Source organism: Rhodococcus sp. APC 3903 (assembly GCF_030407755.1).
In the GTDB taxonomy this organism is placed as follows: domain Bacteria; phylum Actinomycetota; class Actinomycetes; order Mycobacteriales; family Mycobacteriaceae; genus Rhodococcus_F; species Rhodococcus_F erythropolis.
In genome coordinates this window covers 190232-208586 of sequence record NZ_JASDCV010000011.1, presented here as the reverse complement: position 1 = coordinate 208586, position 18355 = coordinate 190232, and the positions used below count along the sequence as shown (strand labels likewise).

At 61.4% G+C, this 18355-nt stretch carries 18 protein-coding genes; 16 read left to right on the top strand and 2 right to left on the bottom strand.

Annotation, left to right across the window (positions count from 1 at the left end):
• The first annotated feature begins 101 nt into the window (after positions 1-101).
• The gene (locus QMA15_RS17790; protein ID WP_037136700.1) at positions 102-1559 is read left to right on the top strand and encodes an APC family permease; all 1458 of its coding nucleotides are present in this window, start codon (positions 102-104) and stop codon (positions 1557-1559) included.
• 686 nt (positions 1560-2245) lie between these two features.
• Entirely contained in the window at positions 2246-3493 is a 1248-nt protein-coding gene (gene aztD, locus QMA15_RS17785; RefSeq protein ID WP_069145466.1) for a zinc metallochaperone AztD, read from the top strand.
• A gap of 384 nt (positions 3494-3877) precedes the next feature.
• Here aztD and QMA15_RS17780 read toward each other — a convergent pair whose 3' ends face one another.
• The gene (locus tag QMA15_RS17780; RefSeq protein WP_019745645.1) at positions 3878-4345 is read right to left on the bottom strand and encodes a VOC family protein; all 468 of its coding nucleotides are present in this window, start codon (positions 4343-4345) and stop codon (positions 3878-3880) included.
• A 102-nt stretch (positions 4346-4447) separates the two neighbouring features.
• On the opposite strand from QMA15_RS17780, the gene QMA15_RS17775 reads away from it, so the two are divergent.
• From QMA15_RS17775 to QMA15_RS17760, 4 genes are all read left to right on the top strand, one after another.
• Positions 4448-5422 carry a WYL domain-containing protein gene (locus QMA15_RS17775; RefSeq protein ID WP_279163494.1) on the top strand — a complete coding sequence of 325 codons (975 nt, stop codon included), beginning with the start codon at positions 4448-4450 and terminating at the stop codon, positions 5420-5422.
• A 121-nt stretch (positions 5423-5543) separates the two neighbouring features.
• A complete protein-coding gene (locus tag QMA15_RS17770) occupies positions 5544-6752 on the top strand; it encodes an MFS transporter (protein WP_020971048.1) in 1209 nt (402 codons plus the stop codon).
• Positions 6753-6853: 101 nt separating this feature from the next.
• The gene (locus tag QMA15_RS17765; RefSeq protein ID WP_084325439.1) at positions 6854-7522 is read left to right on the top strand and encodes an FCD domain-containing protein; all 669 of its coding nucleotides are present in this window, start codon (positions 6854-6856) and stop codon (positions 7520-7522) included.
• A gap of 21 nt (positions 7523-7543) precedes the next feature.
• Positions 7544-7987: a hypothetical protein gene (locus QMA15_RS17760; protein WP_256922173.1), complete on the top strand. Its 444-nt coding sequence runs from the start codon at positions 7544-7546 to the stop codon at positions 7985-7987.
• 93 nt (positions 7988-8080) lie between these two features.
• Here QMA15_RS17760 and QMA15_RS17755 read toward each other — a convergent pair whose 3' ends face one another.
• On the bottom strand, positions 8081-8695 hold the full coding sequence (locus QMA15_RS17755) for a TetR/AcrR family transcriptional regulator (RefSeq protein ID WP_020909395.1): 615 nt from the start codon (positions 8693-8695) through the stop codon (positions 8081-8083).
• 176 nt (positions 8696-8871) lie between these two features.
• On the opposite strand from QMA15_RS17755, the gene QMA15_RS17750 reads away from it, so the two are divergent.
• The 10 genes from QMA15_RS17750 to QMA15_RS17705 are packed head-to-tail and all read left to right on the top strand — an operon-like array spanning position 8872 to position 18348.
• On the top strand, positions 8872-10107 hold the full coding sequence (locus tag QMA15_RS17750) for a sedoheptulose 7-phosphate cyclase (RefSeq protein ID WP_279163493.1): 1236 nt from the start codon (positions 8872-8874) through the stop codon (positions 10105-10107).
• Positions 10104-11132 carry a ketoacyl-ACP synthase III family protein gene (locus QMA15_RS17745; RefSeq protein ID WP_020971052.1) on the top strand — a complete coding sequence of 343 codons (1029 nt, stop codon included), beginning with the start codon at positions 10104-10106 and terminating at the stop codon, positions 11130-11132. Before QMA15_RS17750 ends, QMA15_RS17745 begins: the two co-directional genes overlap by 4 nt.
• Before the next feature lie 3 nt (positions 11133-11135).
• The gene (locus QMA15_RS17740) at positions 11136-12338 is read left to right on the top strand and encodes an MFS transporter (RefSeq protein ID WP_020971053.1); all 1203 of its coding nucleotides are present in this window, start codon (positions 11136-11138) and stop codon (positions 12336-12338) included.
• Positions 12339-12343: 5 nt separating this feature from the next.
• Complete coding sequence (locus QMA15_RS17735; protein ID WP_029537130.1) at positions 12344-13339, top strand: alcohol dehydrogenase catalytic domain-containing protein; 996 nt, start codon at positions 12344-12346, stop codon at positions 13337-13339.
• On the top strand, positions 13332-14153 hold the full coding sequence (locus tag QMA15_RS17730) for an SDR family oxidoreductase (protein ID WP_019745655.1): 822 nt from the start codon (positions 13332-13334) through the stop codon (positions 14151-14153). Before QMA15_RS17735 ends, QMA15_RS17730 begins: the two co-directional genes overlap by 8 nt.
• On the top strand, positions 14150-15049 hold the full coding sequence (locus QMA15_RS17725; protein ID WP_019745656.1) for an NADP-dependent oxidoreductase: 900 nt from the start codon (positions 14150-14152) through the stop codon (positions 15047-15049). The genes QMA15_RS17730 and QMA15_RS17725 overlap by 4 nt, the downstream gene beginning before the upstream one ends.
• Positions 15046-15843 carry a VOC family protein gene (locus QMA15_RS17720; RefSeq protein ID WP_019745657.1) on the top strand — a complete coding sequence of 266 codons (798 nt, stop codon included), beginning with the start codon at positions 15046-15048 and terminating at the stop codon, positions 15841-15843. The genes QMA15_RS17725 and QMA15_RS17720 overlap by 4 nt, the downstream gene beginning before the upstream one ends.
• Complete coding sequence (locus QMA15_RS17715; protein WP_019745658.1) at positions 15840-16724, top strand: TIGR03619 family F420-dependent LLM class oxidoreductase; 885 nt, start codon at positions 15840-15842, stop codon at positions 16722-16724. The genes QMA15_RS17720 and QMA15_RS17715 overlap by 4 nt, the downstream gene beginning before the upstream one ends.
• Positions 16721-17389, top strand: a complete 669-nt coding sequence (locus tag QMA15_RS17710; protein ID WP_019745659.1) for an HAD-IA family hydrolase — start codon at positions 16721-16723, stop codon at positions 17387-17389. The genes QMA15_RS17715 and QMA15_RS17710 overlap by 4 nt, the downstream gene beginning before the upstream one ends.
• On the top strand, positions 17386-18348 hold the full coding sequence (locus QMA15_RS17705; RefSeq protein ID WP_019745660.1) for an ROK family protein: 963 nt from the start codon (positions 17386-17388) through the stop codon (positions 18346-18348). Before QMA15_RS17710 ends, QMA15_RS17705 begins: the two co-directional genes overlap by 4 nt.
• Positions 18349-18355 lie beyond the last annotated feature (7 nt).

The following is an 18355-nucleotide window of genomic DNA, read 5'->3' as shown; positions in this document are numbered from 1 at the left end:
TCTCCTGAGGGCTATCCCGATCCTCACACGCGCGATCGCGGCCGATCCCGGCATATAGCCCCTGCCCGCACTCGACAGTGCACAAATTCAAGGACGCACACATGAATCACTCGTCGAATAATGCTGTAGCACAGACTGATACGGAGTCCATCAACCTTGAATCCGGCCATCTCAGCCGCCTTCAACTGACCTCGCTGGCCATCTCGTCAATGATCCCTGCCGTCGGCATGGCGTCGTTTCCAATGCTGCTGGTACTCAACGCAGGACTCGGTGGTTGGGTCGCTGCTCTGCTCGCAGCGCTGACAGTCATCTGCGTCGGCAGAGCAGTAACCGTCTTCGCTAGCCGGTATGTCGCCTCCGGATCGCTCTACTCCTACGCCGGCGAAGTATTCGGGCGATGGGCACAGTCACTGATCGCAGCCTCGTTGTTCCTCGGGTATCTGGCGATGGTCGCAAGCATTTTGCTGGTCATCGGCGCGTACAGCGGTAGCTTCCTGCAATCTATCGGCATCAACGGCGGCCTCGATCGCCCTGCACAAATCGCGATCTACCTCGCCTCCGCAGCAATTGTCGCGGCGATCACCTGTCGCGGCCTAGATGTTTCGATCGTAATCGCGGTCCTACTCACTGCGATTTGTCTTCCACTGTTGCTGGCCATTACCGGGGCGAGTGCGATTCACACTGGTCTACATCTGCAGGAACAACTGACTCTTCAGGGCGCGTCCGTCAGCGGGATCGTGGCCGGCATCGCATCCGGAACTGCGTTCCTGGTCGGTTTCGAGGGGAGCGCGGCCCTGGCCGCCGAGACCCGCGACCCGAAGAAGAATGTGCCGGCCGCCGTGATGAGTGTCCCCATCGTGCTTGGAACCTTGTACGTGATCGCAACCTTCCTACAGGCACCAGGAATCACGGAGACGTCCGACCAAATCCTTTCCGGCACATCATCCCCCGCCGCCCTGGCCGAGAATGCGGGCTTACCGACCGCAATGGGACAAATGACGGACCTCGTTGTCGCCGTAGCGACCTTCGCCGCACTGATCGGATTCGTCAACTACGGATCCCGCTTCGTCGCCACCCTGTCAGCCGAAAAGCTTCTACCACAAAGGTTCACACGCATACACTCCCGATTCCACAGTCCTGTTTCCGCAATCCTGCTGATCATTCTCGGTGGCCTCTTCGGCATTTGCACTTTGGTGATCGGCGCCACGGGCCCACTTCCTTCCATCTATAACGCAGTGTCAACTCTGGTCGTCTATTTCTGGGTGAGCCCATACGTCGTCATCAGCATCGGCGCCGTGATGCTCCTCTTCCGCGAGCGCGCAGCCACCGCCGTGACAATCGCAGCACTGATCGCCGGTGCCGTCGCAACCTCATGGATCTATCTCAACGGAATCTTCTTCCCCGCACCGTCTCCAGTCAGTGCCATGTCCTACGTTGCGCTCGCAACCATCACGCCGGCCACTATCGCCTTTTACCTGATGGGGCGTCGAAGCCACGCTGACGCCTCCCAGCCGCCACCTCACCTGAACTCGGAACGAGCGACGGCCCGAGAGCAGTAGACGAACCTCAAATTCAAGCCACCAAACCGGCTTCCCCGTCGCGAGGCACGGGCCCACCGGAGCATGAAAACCACGCCGCCCAACCTGCACTGGAACTAAAAGCGGAAGCGCCGTCGGCGCCAATTTGCTCGAGTTGGATCAGTGGGCCAAAGACATGGTCCTTGAAGCCGTCGCTACGTCGCGTACGCGTCATCCTTCGGGCGCAACCCTTCGGCTACTACGCGTGCGCGGCAGCCAACAACGCTGTGGCGCATGGAATGCCCTTCGACCATGCACTCACTGACGGAGACCTTCGGATTGATACTGAGCGTTCCGGATTCCTGATCAACACCGAATTCGGTGTCCTCGGTATCAGTCAGACATCAGGACCCACATACTCGAACACCGGCCGACCTGGGCGGAAATACACACTATGCCCAGGCCTGCTGCCAGCCCTGGAATCCTGGGTCATGACTGACGCCGACGGCCATGATCCAATGTCGAGGCGTTCGACGCGGCTGATTCCGTACGCGGCAAAAGAATCGCAGGCATGTTCTCAACCGCTCAATATCGGAACGCCCTTTCTGGGAACTCGTGTTCGGGGTCATCGGCTCGCGAATGCTCGAGCGCGGTGCCCACGCCCGACATGCGAACATTCGCATACTCGACTTTGACAATCATTTACATTAAGCAGTAGATCTATACCCATGCACCTCAACACCCGCATGTCGCGGCGCCTCACCCTTGCCACATCAGTTGGCCTCTCACTCGCCCTCGTTACGGGCTGCTCGTCCGACAACAAGGACTCGGCCCCGCCGGAGACCACCACGACAACCGCGTCCGCACCCACCGAACAAGCCTCGGCAACACCGCGTCTCGCAGTCTCCTACGACGGTGGCGTCCTGGTGCTGGATGCAACGTCGCTCGACGTGGTCGGCGAGACCAAGATCGACGGCTTCACGCGACTCAACCCGGCCGGCGACGGTCGCCACGTCATGATCTCCTCGGGTGAGGCGTTCAAGGTGCTCGACACCGGCACGTGGTCCTCGGCCCACGGCGACCATTCCCACTACTACACAGCCGATCCCGCGATGTCCGAGGTCGAGTTCGCAGCCAACGAACCCGGACACGTTGTACGCCATGCCGGAAAAACCGTTCTCTTCAACGACGGCTCGGGACTCGTCGAGATCTTCGATCCGGCGCAACTGGCAAAGCGCCAACCTCGCGTCGAGACGTACACCACGCCAGAACCCCATCACGGCGTTGCGGTCGCACTTGCCGACGGCAGCCTGTTGACGACCATCGGAAATTCGGAGTCCCGCAACGGCATTGCCATCCTCGATGCCGACCGCAAGGAAATCCTGCGCAACGAACAGTGCCCCGGTGTCCACGGCGAAGCAGTCGCTGCCGGCGAAGCCATCGTGCTGGGCTGCCAGGACGGGTTGCTCGTGTACAAGAACGGAGCGATCACCAAGGTCCAGAGTCCGGATGCATACGGCCGCATCGGAAATCAAGCAGGCTCGGAGGAGTCGGACATCGTCCTGGGTGATTACAAGACTGACAAGGACGCCGAACTCGAACGTCCGCAACGGGTCTCGCTGACCAACACGACGACGTCCGAACTCAAGCTCGTCGACCTCGGCACCAGCTACACCTTCCGCTCACTCGGCCGCGGACCGCACGGAGAGGCACTGGTGCTCGGCACCGACGGCGCCATCCACGTCATCGACCCGAACACCGGCGTCGTCACCAAGAAGATCGCCGTCATCGACGCATGGACCGAGCCCACCAAGTGGCAAGAGCCCAGGCCGGCACTCTTCGTGGAAGACCACACCGCGTACGTCACCGATCCCACGTCGAAGAAGCTGATCGCCGTCGACCTCGAGGACGGCAGCATCCTGACCGAGACCACCCTCGATCACGCCCCCAACGAATTGACCGGTGTCACCGGCTGATTCAGATCCTCATCTCAGGCCCCCATCTCACACCGAGATGGGGGCCTGAGCCGTTCTCGTGCTTCGCCTACTGACCAGGGAATCTCGACACTTAGGCAGTCCTCGAGGTTCTACGACGCGCACCTCAGAGAATCGAAGCCGTTGTCGCCAGCTCTGCTGGAGCTGAGGGATGAGCAGGACCACGATTGACCGCGGCACAAGTCAGCATGGAATAACTCCGTGTGGAGGTTCGTTGGAGATGGTGTCGGTGTTCGGTTCTTTGCCCCGGGTACCACCCCAGAATTGCCACTTCGAGTGGCCACTTGCCGAGAGGCGCAAGACGGGCACCGACGCGCTGGAGCCGCTGGACACCTTTCGGTGCCAGCGGCTTTGTCGTCTGAATGATCAGGCCGGGTTTTCGCCGGCAGCGACGTCGAGGATCCACGTCACCCCGAACGCATCGGTGAGCATGCCGAATCCGGGGCTCCACGCCGCCGCGGCAAGACCCTCGATGATGGATCCACCGACAGAGAGTTTGGCCCAGTAACCCTGCACCTCTTCGAGCGATTCACCGCGAACCGAGACGAAGAACGGTTGGTCGGTGATCGTGGTGCCGTTCTCACGGTGCGTCGTGCCGGCATTGGCGGTCGAACCGCCCGACTGTCCTGGGATGTCGTACGCCATCACGCTGAAGCCGTCCGCGGTTTCGACTTGGCCGAACACAATGTTCTCAGCGCCAGGCACATCCTTGGGCATTCCGAAGTCGCCGTAGGTTGCGATCGTGACCTGGCCACCGAAGACGGACTGGTAGAACTCCAGAGCCGCGCGGGCGTCGCCGCGGAAGTTGAGGTGGGTCGTTGTCTTGATGCTCATGTCTGCTCCTAGTACGAACGTCGCCCGGGTTTTCCCTGACAACGTCGACTCTCACAGCCGTATAGGACTGTTTTCGTCCTAGACTCGTCGTAGTCTCACGACATGGCGACCACCACTCGGCTCTTGAATCTGCTGTCCCTCTTGCAGACGAGGCGCGACTGGCCGGGCGCTCTACTCGCCGAGCGGCTCGACATCAGCCACCGCACGGTCCGCCGCGACATCGACCGGCTCCGGGAGATGGGTTACAGCATTGCGGCGACCATGGGCCCGGACGGCGGATACCGACTCGACGCCGGCAGCGAGCTACCACCCCTGCTGTTCGACGACGATCAGGTCATCGCCTTGGCAGTCGCTCTGCAGGCGGCGACGCTGACCGGCGTCGGCATCGAAGAGGACGCAGTGCGTGCGCTGACCACCTTGCGGCAAGTGATGCCGTCGCGTCTGCGCCATCGCCTCGACGCACTCACGTTCACCACGATTTCGACCGATTCCAGCGACGCAGACTCGGTGTCCCCTGAGGTGCTCGTAGCGATTTCCGCAGCGGTGCGCGCTCGCGAGGTGCTCCGCTTCGACTACTCGAACGGCCGCTCAACTGACAACATCGAAATAACACCCCCACGCCGCGTGGAGCCACATCATCTGGTGACCTCCAAGCGTCGCTGGTACCTCGTCGCGTGGGATCTCGAGCGAGACGACTGGCGAATCTTCCGCGCCGATCGCATCACTCCACGCACCCCGAACGGCCGGCGGTTCACACCGAAGGGGATCCCCGGCGGTGACGTGAGCGAATACGTGGCCGCGCGCTTCAAGGGATCGGAACATATCAACAAATGGCCGTGCCACGGCAAGGTCGTTCTCCATCGACCAGCCAGTTATGTTCTTCCCTTTGTCGAGGACGGCGCCGTCGAAGATCTTGGCCCCGACCAGTGCAGCCTCGAAGCCGGATCATGGTCCTGGACGGCGCTGGCAGCCTCCTTCAACCGATTCGACACCGACATCGATGTCGTCGGCCCGGCAGAACTGACCCACGCTTTCGCACAACTCGCCGCCCGCAATGCCGCGACTGCTGCGAGCTAGGCAGTCGTCGCGAATGAGATCCAGGTCTCCAACACAACCGTGCGTCCGTGGGTTCATGTAGGTTTCAAGTCCTCAGAGGACCTGAGGACTTGAAGACCTCAACGAAGGGATGCCCAAGGAGATGAAGAAGGGGCAAGTTGCGTTTCTCACCGGCACACACGTCGTGAACGATCTGTACCAGGGGGCTGTGCCTGCACTGTTGCCGTTCATGATGCTGGAACGCGGATATTCCTACTCCGCGGTTGCCGGAATCACGCTCGCCGCGACCGGACTATCCAGTGTCGTGCAACCCGCATTCGGCATGCTGGTCGATCGAAAGAGCCGGAATTGGCTGGTACCCACAGGTTTTGTGACGGCCGCAACGGGAATTGTCGTGGCCGCGATGAGCACCACCTACATCGTTACTTGGCTGGCAATTGCTTTGGCCGGCATCGGCATTGCCGCATACCATCCGCCCGCCACAAATTTGGCACGCGCAGCTGGAGGTCACTCGCAGAAGGCCATGAGCGTGTTCTCCGTGGGCGGCACGTTGGGAGCCTCACTGGCGCCACCGTTCGTCACGCTCGTGGTCGGTTCGCTCGGATTGTCCGGCGGCTACCTGCTCGCAGTTCCTGCAGTGGTAGCGGCTATTTGGTGGATCGTCGCCCAATCACGATCGGCCGGCACGGGCACGGACGCCGAATCAGCCCAGTCGTTGAGTTCGCAGCTAGCAGCGAACGGTCCCGTGTCAGATGATTGGCGCTCGTTCACCCGACTCGTGCTGGTAACGGTGTGTTGGTCAATTCCATATGTGACCACGCTGTCGTTGGTCTCACCGTACGTACTCAACGGACTGAACGGATCGTCCTCGAGTGCAGCAATCGTGTTGTCCTCCTTCACCTTGGCGGGAGCGGCCGGCACGCTACTGGGCGGAGTCCTCGCGGACCGTCGTGGTCGACGTGCATCCATCCGACTCGGTTACCTGCTTGCGGTACCTTCACTGGCATTGCTCGCCGCGGCTCCGAACGTGGCAATTGCCGAACTTGGAATCGTCTGTCTCGGATTCGCGATGTTCTTGCCCTTCGCGCCACAGGTGACATTGGCGCAGGACTACCTACCGAACCGCCCAGGCACGGCAAGTGGGGTGACCCTCGGACTCGCAATGTCAGTGGGAGGCATCGCCTCTCCGCTGTTCGGTTACCTGGCAGATCACTTCGGACCGCGCATGGCGATCGGGGCGACAACTGCAGTGCTGTTGGTCGGAGCCGTCATCGCATTCACCTTGCGCGATCGACGCCTCGACCCGGAGGACGAGACGGAGCGCGAACTGGACGTCATCGCCCTTCGATAACCCGAAGACAGCCCCGTAGTCTGAAGATTCATCGGAGGACATGAAGTGTCACTCGGTGGGCCGCTCCACGGCGGTTCACCGAGTCAGTCAGGAGCAGACACATGGCAGTGCGCCAGGTCAAGCAGCAGTCACTGGTACAGAAAGCCGCAGACGAACTTGCGCGCCTCATCGGCGACGGCGAGTGGCCGGTCGGGACGAAAATCCCGAACGAGCAGGATCTGAGCACGCTCCTCGGAGTCGGGCGTTCGACCGGCAGGGAAGCCGTGCGTGCACTGATCGCGTCGGGACAGCTCTACTCTCATCAAGGATCCGGCACCTACGTCATGTCCTCGACTCCGGTCACAGAACTCGAGCGAGAACTCAAACGCTCGGACCGCCGCGAAGTCTACGAAGTACGCAGACTCCTGGAAGTGGAAGCGGGCCGCCTGGCCGCCATGCGTCGGACCTCTGCCGACGTCGACCTGTTACGGGCAGCACTCGCAGCCCGTGAAAATGCTTCGACACCAACAGAATTTGTCGACGCTGACATGGAACTACATCGCGCCGTGGTGAATGCTGCGCACAACAGCGTGTTGTCGATGGTGTTCGATTCATTCATCGAAACGCTCCGCAACTCGGCCCTGGACGTGATCACCGACGTCGCGGCGCGAAACCCCCAATCCATCGACGACGAAGCCGCTGCCCACCGAGATCTGGTGGAAGCAATCGTCGCGGGTGATGCCGACGCTGCCAGCGCGGCAACGCGCAGGAACATGGACGGGCTCGACTGACCCTCTCTATCGTTGTCAGGCATGACGTCCACATCGCTCCCTCCACGGGGTCTCCGGATCGGTCTGTCCGCCATCGCGTGGCTCAACCTGCTCTCTGCGCTCGTAGGAATGGCGGGCCTGACGATCGGCGGCGGGATGGGCCTGCCTCCGGAGTGGATCGAGGGAACCGTCTTCCCTTCATACTTCTGGCCCGGAATCCTCCTCGGCGTCGTCGTCGGAGGCATCCAAGCCGTCGCACTCTTCGCTCAGCACAACAGGTTCCGCCTGGCATGGGGCCTGCACGCCGCCGCCGGGCTGACCATGCTTATCTGGATCTTCGTCGAGATCGCCATCGTTCTCGCCTGGTCGCCGCTGCAAGGCATCTTCTTCACCACCGGACTGGCCCAGACGATCCTCGCCGTGCTCGCACTCGGAGCCTGGCCTCGCCCCTTCCTTCAACGAACCGACAGCCATCACGGTCAGTGACGAATTACATTGGGATAGAAGGTCACTAGGACCGACCTCGATGCTCTCCATCGCCCAATCCAGCTCGACCCCCGACCGTCAACTGAAATCTGTTCAGCCGATGAGGTCTTTCGAGAAGTTCAGCGAGTCGAAAGACCTGTTCGCTACGAGTTCCAATTGCCTCTGTGTTGCACCGTCTCGGGCGCGCTGAGACATGCCTTGGATGACTACACCGATGAACTCGGCAAGGTCCTCGGGATCGGAGTCAGCGGGCATGAGTCCGTTGGCGATATCGGCTGCGATCCTCTGCGACAGCAACACCACGTTGGCATTTCGCATGTCGCGCAATCGGTTTGCTATGTGACTGTTGGCGTCGGTCACGCTGACCGCCGCGCTGATGATCAGACAACCACCCGGACAAGACTCGTCGGTGTAATGGGACGCCGCGTCGTTCAAGAGGCGGCGAATCAATTCGGATGCCTCGCGCTCTTCGGCGAACGCCCGGTCCATGAAGTCGCCGCGAGTCGCGTTGTAGTGATCGACGGCGGCAAAGAACACTCCTTCCTTGCCGCCGAAAGCACTGTAGAGACTCGGTGGATTTATCTGCATCGCAGCAGTCAACATGGCAACGGATGTCCCCTCGTAGCCGTGCTCCCAGAAGGCATACATCGCCTTGTCCAAGGCCGCGTCTACGTCGAACTTCCGCCCTTGTCCCGGCACCCCGGCCATGCAACCTCCCAATTCCGCAGCATCTACCGATCCAAATGTGATCTATTCTACTCTTGTAGCGATCACTATGCGAATGTCCTACTGTTCTCCTCGAAAGTTCATTTCGTTCACTGAAGTACCGCCGTACTGCTGACACAGCTCGCGAACGCTCTTTCACACCGTCTAGGGGGATCGACATGCGTAGTGCCGCTTCATTCAAACTGGGCCTCAGCCACAGCGCGGCCACCGATTCGACATGGAAGGTCGAAGCGGTCAAACAGGTCGAGTATCACGTGATTGCCGCACGAAATCTGTTCGCCAAGGACAGCACTCGACTACTCGACGGGTGCAGCGCAGCGTCGCTACACCGCGGAGACCGACGCTTGATCATCATCGACGCGAACGTCGACCGAATTCACGGGGATAGAATTCGAGGCTACTTCGAACACCACGGAATACGAGCATCCTTCGTACCGATGCGAGCCGACGAGACGGTCAAAGAGTGGGGTTCTGCGGTGCGGGTGGTCGACGCGATGAACGGATTCGGCATCGACCGACGCAGGGAGCCGGTAATCGCGATCGGCGGGGGTGTTCTACTCGACATTGTCGGTTTCGCCGCGAGCGTCTACCGCCGCGGAACGCCGTACATCCGGGTCCCCACCACACTGATCGGCCTCGTCGACGCCGGGGTCGGCGTCAAGACCGGAGTCAACTACGGCATTGGCAAGAATCGACTGGGGACGTATGCACCGGCCCTGGCAACTTTTGTCGACCGAGCATTCCTGCGTACCCTCGACAACCGACACTTGTCCAACGGCCTTGCCGAGATACTCAAGATGGCCTTGATCAAATCCCTCGACCTCTTCGAACTGCTGGAAATCTTCGGGGAACGATTGATCGATGACAGGTTTCAGGGCTCTTCCGACGAACTCGACACAGCAGCAACACAAGTCATCGCCGAGTCGATCCACCTGATGCTCGAGGAACTGCAGCCCAATCTGTGGGAATCCTGCCTCGAACGCTGCGTCGACTACGGCCACACATTCTCGCCCACGCTCGAGATGGAAGCACTACCGGAACTTCTGCACGGTGAAGCCGTAGCTGTCGATATGGCATTGACGTCTGCACTGGGTTATTTGCGGGGAAGTATCAGTGAAGCTGAACTTGATCGCGTCCTGACTGTAATGAGGCGCCTCGGCCTTCCCACCTGGAACGACGTCTTGTCCACACCGGGCGTCCTCGGCGCCGCATTGGCCGACACAGTGCGTCATCGGGACGGGCGGCAACGGCTGCCTTTGCCGGTCGGGATCGGTGGACACCACTTCGTCAATGATGTCACGATCGACGGAATCAACTCTGCCTCCGCCCTTTTGAACAGGAAGAGCGACGAGCTACGCGTCCGTGAGACGTCGGTGACGAAGGTCGCGTCATGAGGTGGGGCGGCCTCTACATCGAAGGCTTCGGCTCATACCTACCGGACAGGCGGGAACAAGCCTCCGACATGGTGACCGAAGGACGGTTCGATCCCGTCGAACAGCAGAAGACCGGACAGACTTCGGTTGCAGTGTCGGACCCTGATATCGGCGAATCCGCGCCGGAGATGGCAGTCTTCGCAGGCAGAGCTGCGTTGGCCGACAGCGGAATCAGCAGCAACGAAATCGACCTACTCGTGCATGCAGTGGTTCTGCACAACGGCCTGGAGGCGTGGAACTGCGGCGCCTACATTCAGAACGAACTTGGCATCGACGACTGCCTGCCGATCGAGATCCGAACAGCCTGCGCCGGAGCAATCGTCGGAATCGAACTGATCGGCCGCTGGTTCGACGGACACGGCAAAGGCCTGGTAACTGCATCCGACGCTTGGCGTCTCCCCCTGTTCGACCGGTGGAATTCCGACAGCGGTCTCGCCTACGGAGACGGCGCGGCCGCTGCTGTCATCGGCCCGGATCCGGGTCCCTTTCGTATTCTTTCGACTTCCGTAGTCACTGATGCACACCTCGAGCAGATGCACCGCGGGCACGAGCGCACAAGCATGCCTGTCTACGGCACCGCCGACCCGATCGATCTCCGAGCACGGGTGGGGGGCTTCACCGAGACTCACTCCATCGACGAGTTCTGGTCACGCAACGCGGCCGCTCTGTCTCGATGCGCTGAAACAGCTTTGGGTGATGCCGCCACTCATCACGGTGACATCGCCACCTGGATCGTACCGAATTTCGGCAACGTCCTACTCCGCAAACAATGTTTCGAGCCGCTGAAGATCCGCGCCGAGCAGACCTTGGTCGAACTCGGCAGAACCATCGGCCACACCGGTGCTGCCGACCCACTACTGGGCCTCGACCTGCTCCGCCGCAGCAAGGCCCTGCACCCCGGAGACCGGATCATGCTCACCGGCATCGGCGTCGGGTTCACATGGGGATGCGCAGTCGTCGAATACACCGGATACGAGAAGGGATAGGCCATGGTGGTCGAAACTCCGCACGAATTGACGACAACGGCTCGCTCTACCAACGCGAATGCCGCAATAATCTGGATGCTCCTGGCAGTGTTCGGCGTCGGCACTGTCGAATACCTTGTGGCCGGCGTACTTCCGGACATCTCCACCGACCTCGGGGTCAGCACCTCCACAGCCGGACTGCTCGTCACCATCTATGCCGTCACAGTGGTCATCGGTGGCCCTCTACTGACGATCGCTACCACCAGGGTGCCGCGGACACCTCTCATCGCGGCTCTGATGGCTCTCTTCGTCATCGGCAACATCGGAACTGCGCTGGCACCGAACTTCGCAACCATGGTGATATTTCGGATCATCACTGCTCTGCCACACGCGACGTTCTTCGCTCTGTGCCTGGTGCTGGCGACGTCGTTGGTGGCGCCTGAATTCCAAGGGCGTGTGATCGCCCGCGTCACCCTCGGACTGAACCTGGCGACGGTCCTCGGCGTCCCCTTGGGAACTCTCATCGGTACACAACTGGGTTGGCGCTGGTCTTTTGCGATCATCGCCGTTTTCCAACTGCTGGTCACCGCTGCGCTGATCGCCTCGACGCGCAACGCCGCTCCCTCGCACCAGACCGGCAACGTCAGCTCAGAGCTACGGGTGTTCACCCGGGGCCCAGTTCTGTGGGCGATCGGGCTGACCGCTCTCAGTCAGGCAGCGCTTTTCGTGGTGTTCACCTACATCTCGCCGTATCTCACCGAGCATGCCGGCATCTCGGTGTCGACGGTGACGGTGGTGTTGTTCGTATTCGGCGTCGGGTCTGTTGTCGGCAATCAACTCGGTGGTTACTACGCAGACAAGGACCTGGACAAAACGCTGTACATCGCGTTGACCGCGCTCGCGTTGGCACTTCTCGCTCTCTTCGTCTTCGGCGGAACGTCTTGGTTTGCCTTCGCCTGGATGTTCGTACTCGGTGCTACCGGTTTTTCCATTATTCCGCCGCTCGCCTCGAAACTCATCGGTGCTGCAAGCGAAGCCCCGCACCTTGCTGCCACGGTCAACATTGCAGGATTCCAACTTGCGAATGCTGCCGGCGCGTGGATCGGCTCGATCGCTCTGTCCGGCGGCAACAGCGTTGCAGTCCTGCCTGCTATCGGGGCAGTCCTCGCGGCGGGCGCAGTACTGCTGCTGTTCGTCAGTCGGCGCACTGCTCGGAGCGTGACGTGAAAGCCATGAGAGCTGCGATGATCGACGCTCCCCGTTCCGTGTCGATCGTGACGATCGACCGTCCCAACTGCGGGCCTGACGATGTCGTCGTCAAGGTTGCCTATGTCGGTCTGTGCGGTACGGATCTGGAGTTGTTGCACGGCACGTCGTCATACCTCACTGATGGCCTTACGTCGTTTCCGCATCACTTCGGGCACGAATGGGTGGGCACCGTAGAGCAGACCGGCCCGAATATTCACGATCTGTCGGCGGGTGACGTAGTCACCGGGAGCACGATGATTTTCTGCCAGGCGTGTTCGGCCTGCGGGGCCGGACGACGCAACCAATGCTCCGATCTGCGTGAGGTCGGGCTATACGAACATCCTGGTGCCGCAGCCGAATTCCTCCGCATGCCGCGGCGCACGGTCGTTTCACTCGGTCGCGTCACAGTCGAACCGGAGCACGTTCTCATCGAGCCGCTCGTGACGGTGCTCGAGGCGCTCGACGCTGCTTCGGTGTCGCCGGGTGATCGGGTTCTCGTCGTCGGCGCGGGCACGATCGGCAGCTTGTCCATCGCCATGCTGAGTCGATACCCGATCACCGTCGACGTTCTCGAACCCCGGTCGATCGAACACCTCGACTCCGGCACCGTCACACACAGTTTCACCGATGCCACACACCTGACCGGGCAGTACGACGTGGTCGTGGAGGCGTCTGGCGGCGCCGGTGCGCTGGGTACCGCCGTACGCGTTCTCCGTCCGGGAGGCAAGTGCATCCTCGTAGGCGTCGCGGCGCACACGGAATCGATCGATCCCGGAGCGGTTGCGCTGGCCGGCATTTCGATCATCGGAGTACGTCACGGGGTAGATCACTACCGCCGAGCCGCGGAACTGTTCCCGCTGATTCGCCCGGCATTGACCGCATTGATCGACAGTGTGGTTCCTCTGACCGACGCACAGTCCGCATTCGATCGTCTCGAAGGCCACAGGACACGGCCGAAGGTGGTGATCTCTGTTGAGTGAGCTCGAATACACAGTGATAACCGGAGCGAGTAGTGGTATCGGCCGGGCAATCGCGCTCGCGCTTGCGAAAGAGGGTCACAACCTCGTCCTCGGATACGGCAATGGTCTCGATCGCATCGCACGGTTGGTGAGCGAACTAAATGCGCAGTTCCGCATCGACGTCGTTCCCCTGCAACTGGACCTGCGCAATGCCGAATCGACAGTCGACGCCGTTCTGAGATGCACAGATGAACTGGGTGAGATCCACTGCCTGGTAAACAATGCCGGAATCAACGATCGATCACCCGCAGATGCACTCGCCATCGATCGAATGCGCGAGGTCATGGCCGTCAATTCGATCACCCCACTTGCGTTGGCCTCGTCGGTGGGGCGCCGGATGATCGCGCGAGGTATCGCAGGATCGATCGTCAACATCACATCGATCCATGACACGGTCCCCATCACCGGCGGTGCAATCTACTGCGCCAGCAAGGCCGCATTGGCGGCGTCGAGTCGTGTCCTCGCCCTCGAATTCGCGCCCCACGGAGTGCGCGTCAATTCCGTCGCACCGGGAGAAACCGCCACCGCGATGAACGGCATCGATGACGAATCCTCGTATGCGGACATCGATCGCCCCGCTATCCCGTTGGGGCGTCCGGCCGGTGTGCACGAGGTCGCAGCAGCCGCGGCGTTCCTCGCCGGGTCCGGTTCGAGCTATCTCACGGGGACCACCGTTACCGTCGACGGCGGACTGGTTCTGACTGCAGCCGAAGCGAATGCCCGCTACGCCGTCGATCATTCTCCAACGCAAGGTCTCATGAAAGGAATCGCATGAAAGCCATCGCAATCGAAGCCATCGGCGACCCAAGCGTTCTCACTCTCACCGAGGTTGACGAGCCGACATCCGGCCCCGGAGACGTCACTGTTTCCGTTGCAGCCGCTGCCGTCAACCCTGTCGATCTGAAGACCCGTTCGGGGTTCTTGCCCATCGAGTTGCACTTCCCAGCCGTATTGGGATGGGACGTCTCCGGAACTGTTATCGCAGTCGGATCCGCGGTAACACGCTTCACGCCAGGAGACCGCGTCATCGGAATGATCGCGCAACCGGCACACCGCTACGGAACCTATGCCGAACGCGTCACCGCCGACCAGTCCTTGTTCGCACCCGCTCCGTCGAACGTCACCCTCGAGCACGCTGCTGCGATCCCACTCGCAGCGCTCACCGCTGTGCAATGCCTCGAGAAACTCGACCTTGCACCAGAATCCACGGTGTTGGTGACCGGTGCTGCCGGCGCGGTGGGCCGAATAGCGTCGGCGCTGCTGATCTCGCGGGGACACCGCGTCGAAGCCCTCGCTCGCGAGAGCGACACTGACGAACTCTTGGCCCTCAGCCTCAGCCGGGTCATAGCGAGTCCCGTCGACCTGCCGCAGAAGGAGTACGACGCCATCGTCGACACGGCGGGTATTGCCGAATCCGTCGACAGTGTGCGAGACGACGGCGCCTTCATCTCCATCGACGACAACGAGCAACCCGCACCGCAACGTGGAATCACACCGGCGAAAAGCTATGTCGACGAGGACGGCTCGGGCCTCGAATCATTCGCCGAACTGGTATCGACCGGTTCGGTCACCGTCCCTGTCGCCCGAACATTCCGGTTCGACGAAGCACCCCAAGCCCACGCTCTGCTGGCCGCGGGCGGAACCCGAGGAAAGGTACTGCTGATCCCATGACCGTGACCGCGAATGTCGAAGATGCCTTGTCCACAGTCGGTGTCACCGTTCCCGATGCGGACGCCGCCGCCAACTTCTTCGCTTCACTCCTGGGTGCGAACCGCGTCGTAAGATACCCCGGACGTGTCTCCGTACCGATCGGATTGTCGGGGGTCGTGGATTTCGTATCAGCGGATTGGCCCCATCAACCCCCACCGCGGTTGGTCGACATCGGTACCAACCATCTCTGCTTCACTGTCGGCGATATCGAACTCGCTGTGAGCTACCTTGATTCGCGAAGCGACGTGACAGTCCTCGGCGACGTGATCGAGGTACCCGAGGGTCCGATTGCGGGCAACAAGTGGGTTTACTTCCGGTCGCCGTGGGGCGATCTCTTCGAACTTCAGCAGTGGCCCGAGGAGCCGGGATACTTCCACGAGACCCAGGCCCGACTCCACCACAGACGAGAGGACATCGCGTCAGCCCTTCTCCCGACCTGCCGCGGTTTGGATCACACGGGCTACAGCGTCCCGGACCTCGACGCCGCGATAGCGCGTCTGGTGACCGCCCATTCGGGAACCGAGGTGCTCCGCACCGACATCGCAGCGGATCGCGGGTTCATGACGGCACAGTTCGATCTCGACGTCGAAGGAACGTCCCGGATGGCGATGGTATCCGTCGGCGACTTGAACATCGAGTTGTTCGAGCACCACATCGGCCGGCAGGAGGCCCCTCGCCCTTTGACCGCCAACGGGGGAAACTTCCTGACGTTCCGCCACGGGGGCGCCGCGCGACTGATTCCGAGTTCGCTGTGAAGTACGGAATCAATCTCCCCAACTTCGGGCCGCAGATCGACCCCGAGGGGATTCTCGCGTGGGCCCGGACAGCGGAAGCTGCCGGATTCGACAATGTCCTACTCTCGGATCACGTGGTGTTGACCGACGACGCGAATCGCCGCTCTCCCGCTCCGTTTTACGAGTGCCTGGCCACGCTGTCCTGGCTCGCAGCGGGTACCGAGTCGATTCGCCTGGGCAGCGGCGTGCTGATCGGCAGTCACCGACACCCGGCCCACCTCGCCCACGCGACCGCGACGATTGATCGACTCAGCGGCGGACGGTTGATCGTGGGCATCGGGGTCGGCTGGACTGCACAGGCTTTCGACGTCCTCGGCGTTCCGTTCACACGTCGAGGCCGACTGACGGATACCACTCTCGAAACCCTGATCGCAGCGTGGACGTCGGAGACATACGACGCACCGGGCTCGGCCGGAACACATCGCGTGCACAACGGACCTCTACCGCTGCAGCAACCACACCCTCCGTTGTGGATCGGCGGCAACGGACCCGCTGCGATCGACCGAACCAACAGATTAGGCACTGCATGGCACCCATTGCACCCTACCCGGGGCCTATGCATCGCTGGAGTCGCTTCACTCGCCCCCGGGCGTGAGTTCGTCCCCCGCATCTACTTTCTCCCCACCGAAAGATCTGTCGAATCACCAAACCGTCCACTCGGGTACGGAACCATCAACCAGATACGTGCCGACATCGATTTTCTGTCTGAGATCGGTGCACAGACGATTGTGCTCGATACCGATCCTGGCGACCAGCGACTGCGCCGCTCAACCGACCACGATCTCGATCTGATTCGCATTGCCGGCGAAAGTTTGGGAATGAGTCGGGTGGCCGTCTTATGACTCTGCGGCCCAGCTTGATTCGACAATCCATTTCGACCTCGGCACTGCTGTTCGACATGGACGGAACCCTCGTCGATTCGCAGGCGTCGATCGAGGCTGTCTGGTTCGAATTCGCGGACCGGCACGGCGTTGATCGGGCGGTGGTAGCGCAGGCACTTCCAGGCCGCATCGCTTCCGACATCATCGTTCGGGTTCTCGGTAATCGAGCAAACGTCGAATCCGAACTGAACTGGATCAGGCAAAGCGAAGAGCAGAACTCGCATCCAGTTCGCGCCATCGCCGGCGCCAAGGACTTTCTGGCGTCTGTGCCCCGGGAGCAATGGGCGATTGTCACGTCGGCCCCTCGATCGATGATGGTGCGAAGGCTCACTGAAGCGGGCCTCCCGCTTCCACACGCGTCGGTATGCGCTGAGGACGTGCGCGCCGGCAAGCCAGATCCCGAGGGCTTTCTTGCAGCGGCGGCGCGCTTGAAGGTTTCCGCCGACTCCTGCACCGTATTCGAAGACTCCTCGGCCGGCATGGCTGCTGCGGCCGATTCCGGCGCATCATGCGTTGCAATCGGAGCCGAGCCCGGACGAAACCTTTTGAGAGTGAATAATTTTACTTCACTACGACTCTCCCGAGAGAGATCGGAGCTCGTAATCGACGTGGTACCGGAACTATGACGGATACCGTATCGGTCGATCTGGGAGGTACGTGGCTACGCATCCGCAGCGGTGAGCGAACCGAACGGCTGCCATCGCCCAGCGTGCTCCGACAACCGTCTGCCACTCCCGATCAACTCCTGCGCGAGCTGATCGAGACACTGGATCGATATCTACCGCCGGGTGCCGCAGTGAACATGGCGTGCGGGGCCGCGCTCGACGAACAGAAGGGCGTCGCCCATGGATCCGGCCCATTGTGGGGCGGCACTCCTGCCGGTGAGATTCCGTTGCTGCGCCTCCTCGAATCCCACCGCCCGGACGTTCGATGGACACTCGTGAACGACGTGACGGCAGGGTTGGCGTCATTCGCTCGTGGGTTTACACGTCCCACCGATCGGCGCATCGCCTACCTCACCATCAGCAGCGGGATCGCACTGCGGATAGCTGATGCAAGAGAGGGAGTGATTCCAGTGGACGCATTGGGGTTGCAAGGTGAGGTCGGCCACCTTCGTGCAGTGACGTCGGGGCCGGATACAGTGCGACAGTTGCCCTGCGCATGTGGAGGCATCGGACATGTCGCGGCGATCTCGTCCGGCTCGGCGTTGGCTGCTGTCGCCTCGGCTCTCGAATTGCCCTATGACAGAGATTCGTTCGGTCCAGCACTCGAGTCAGGCGCCCCTGGTGCATCACTTCTGTTGAGCGTGGTCGTCGAGCCGATCGCCGAGCTGGTCAGAACGATGATCGCCCTCGATCCACGACTGGATCGCATCGGGATCGGTGGCGGGCTCGCCGAAGGTCTGTCCGAGATGTATGAGAGGGAACTTTGTTCCCAACTCGCCTCGGTGCGATCGTACGCGGACACGTCACTGACTCCCGAGAGAATCCGTAAGACGATATACCTGTGCCGTCCTCACGACATCGACACCCTGTCCGGTGCCGACGATATTGCCGCCGGTCGCCTCCGCGTAAGCAAGCTGTGAAAGAGGA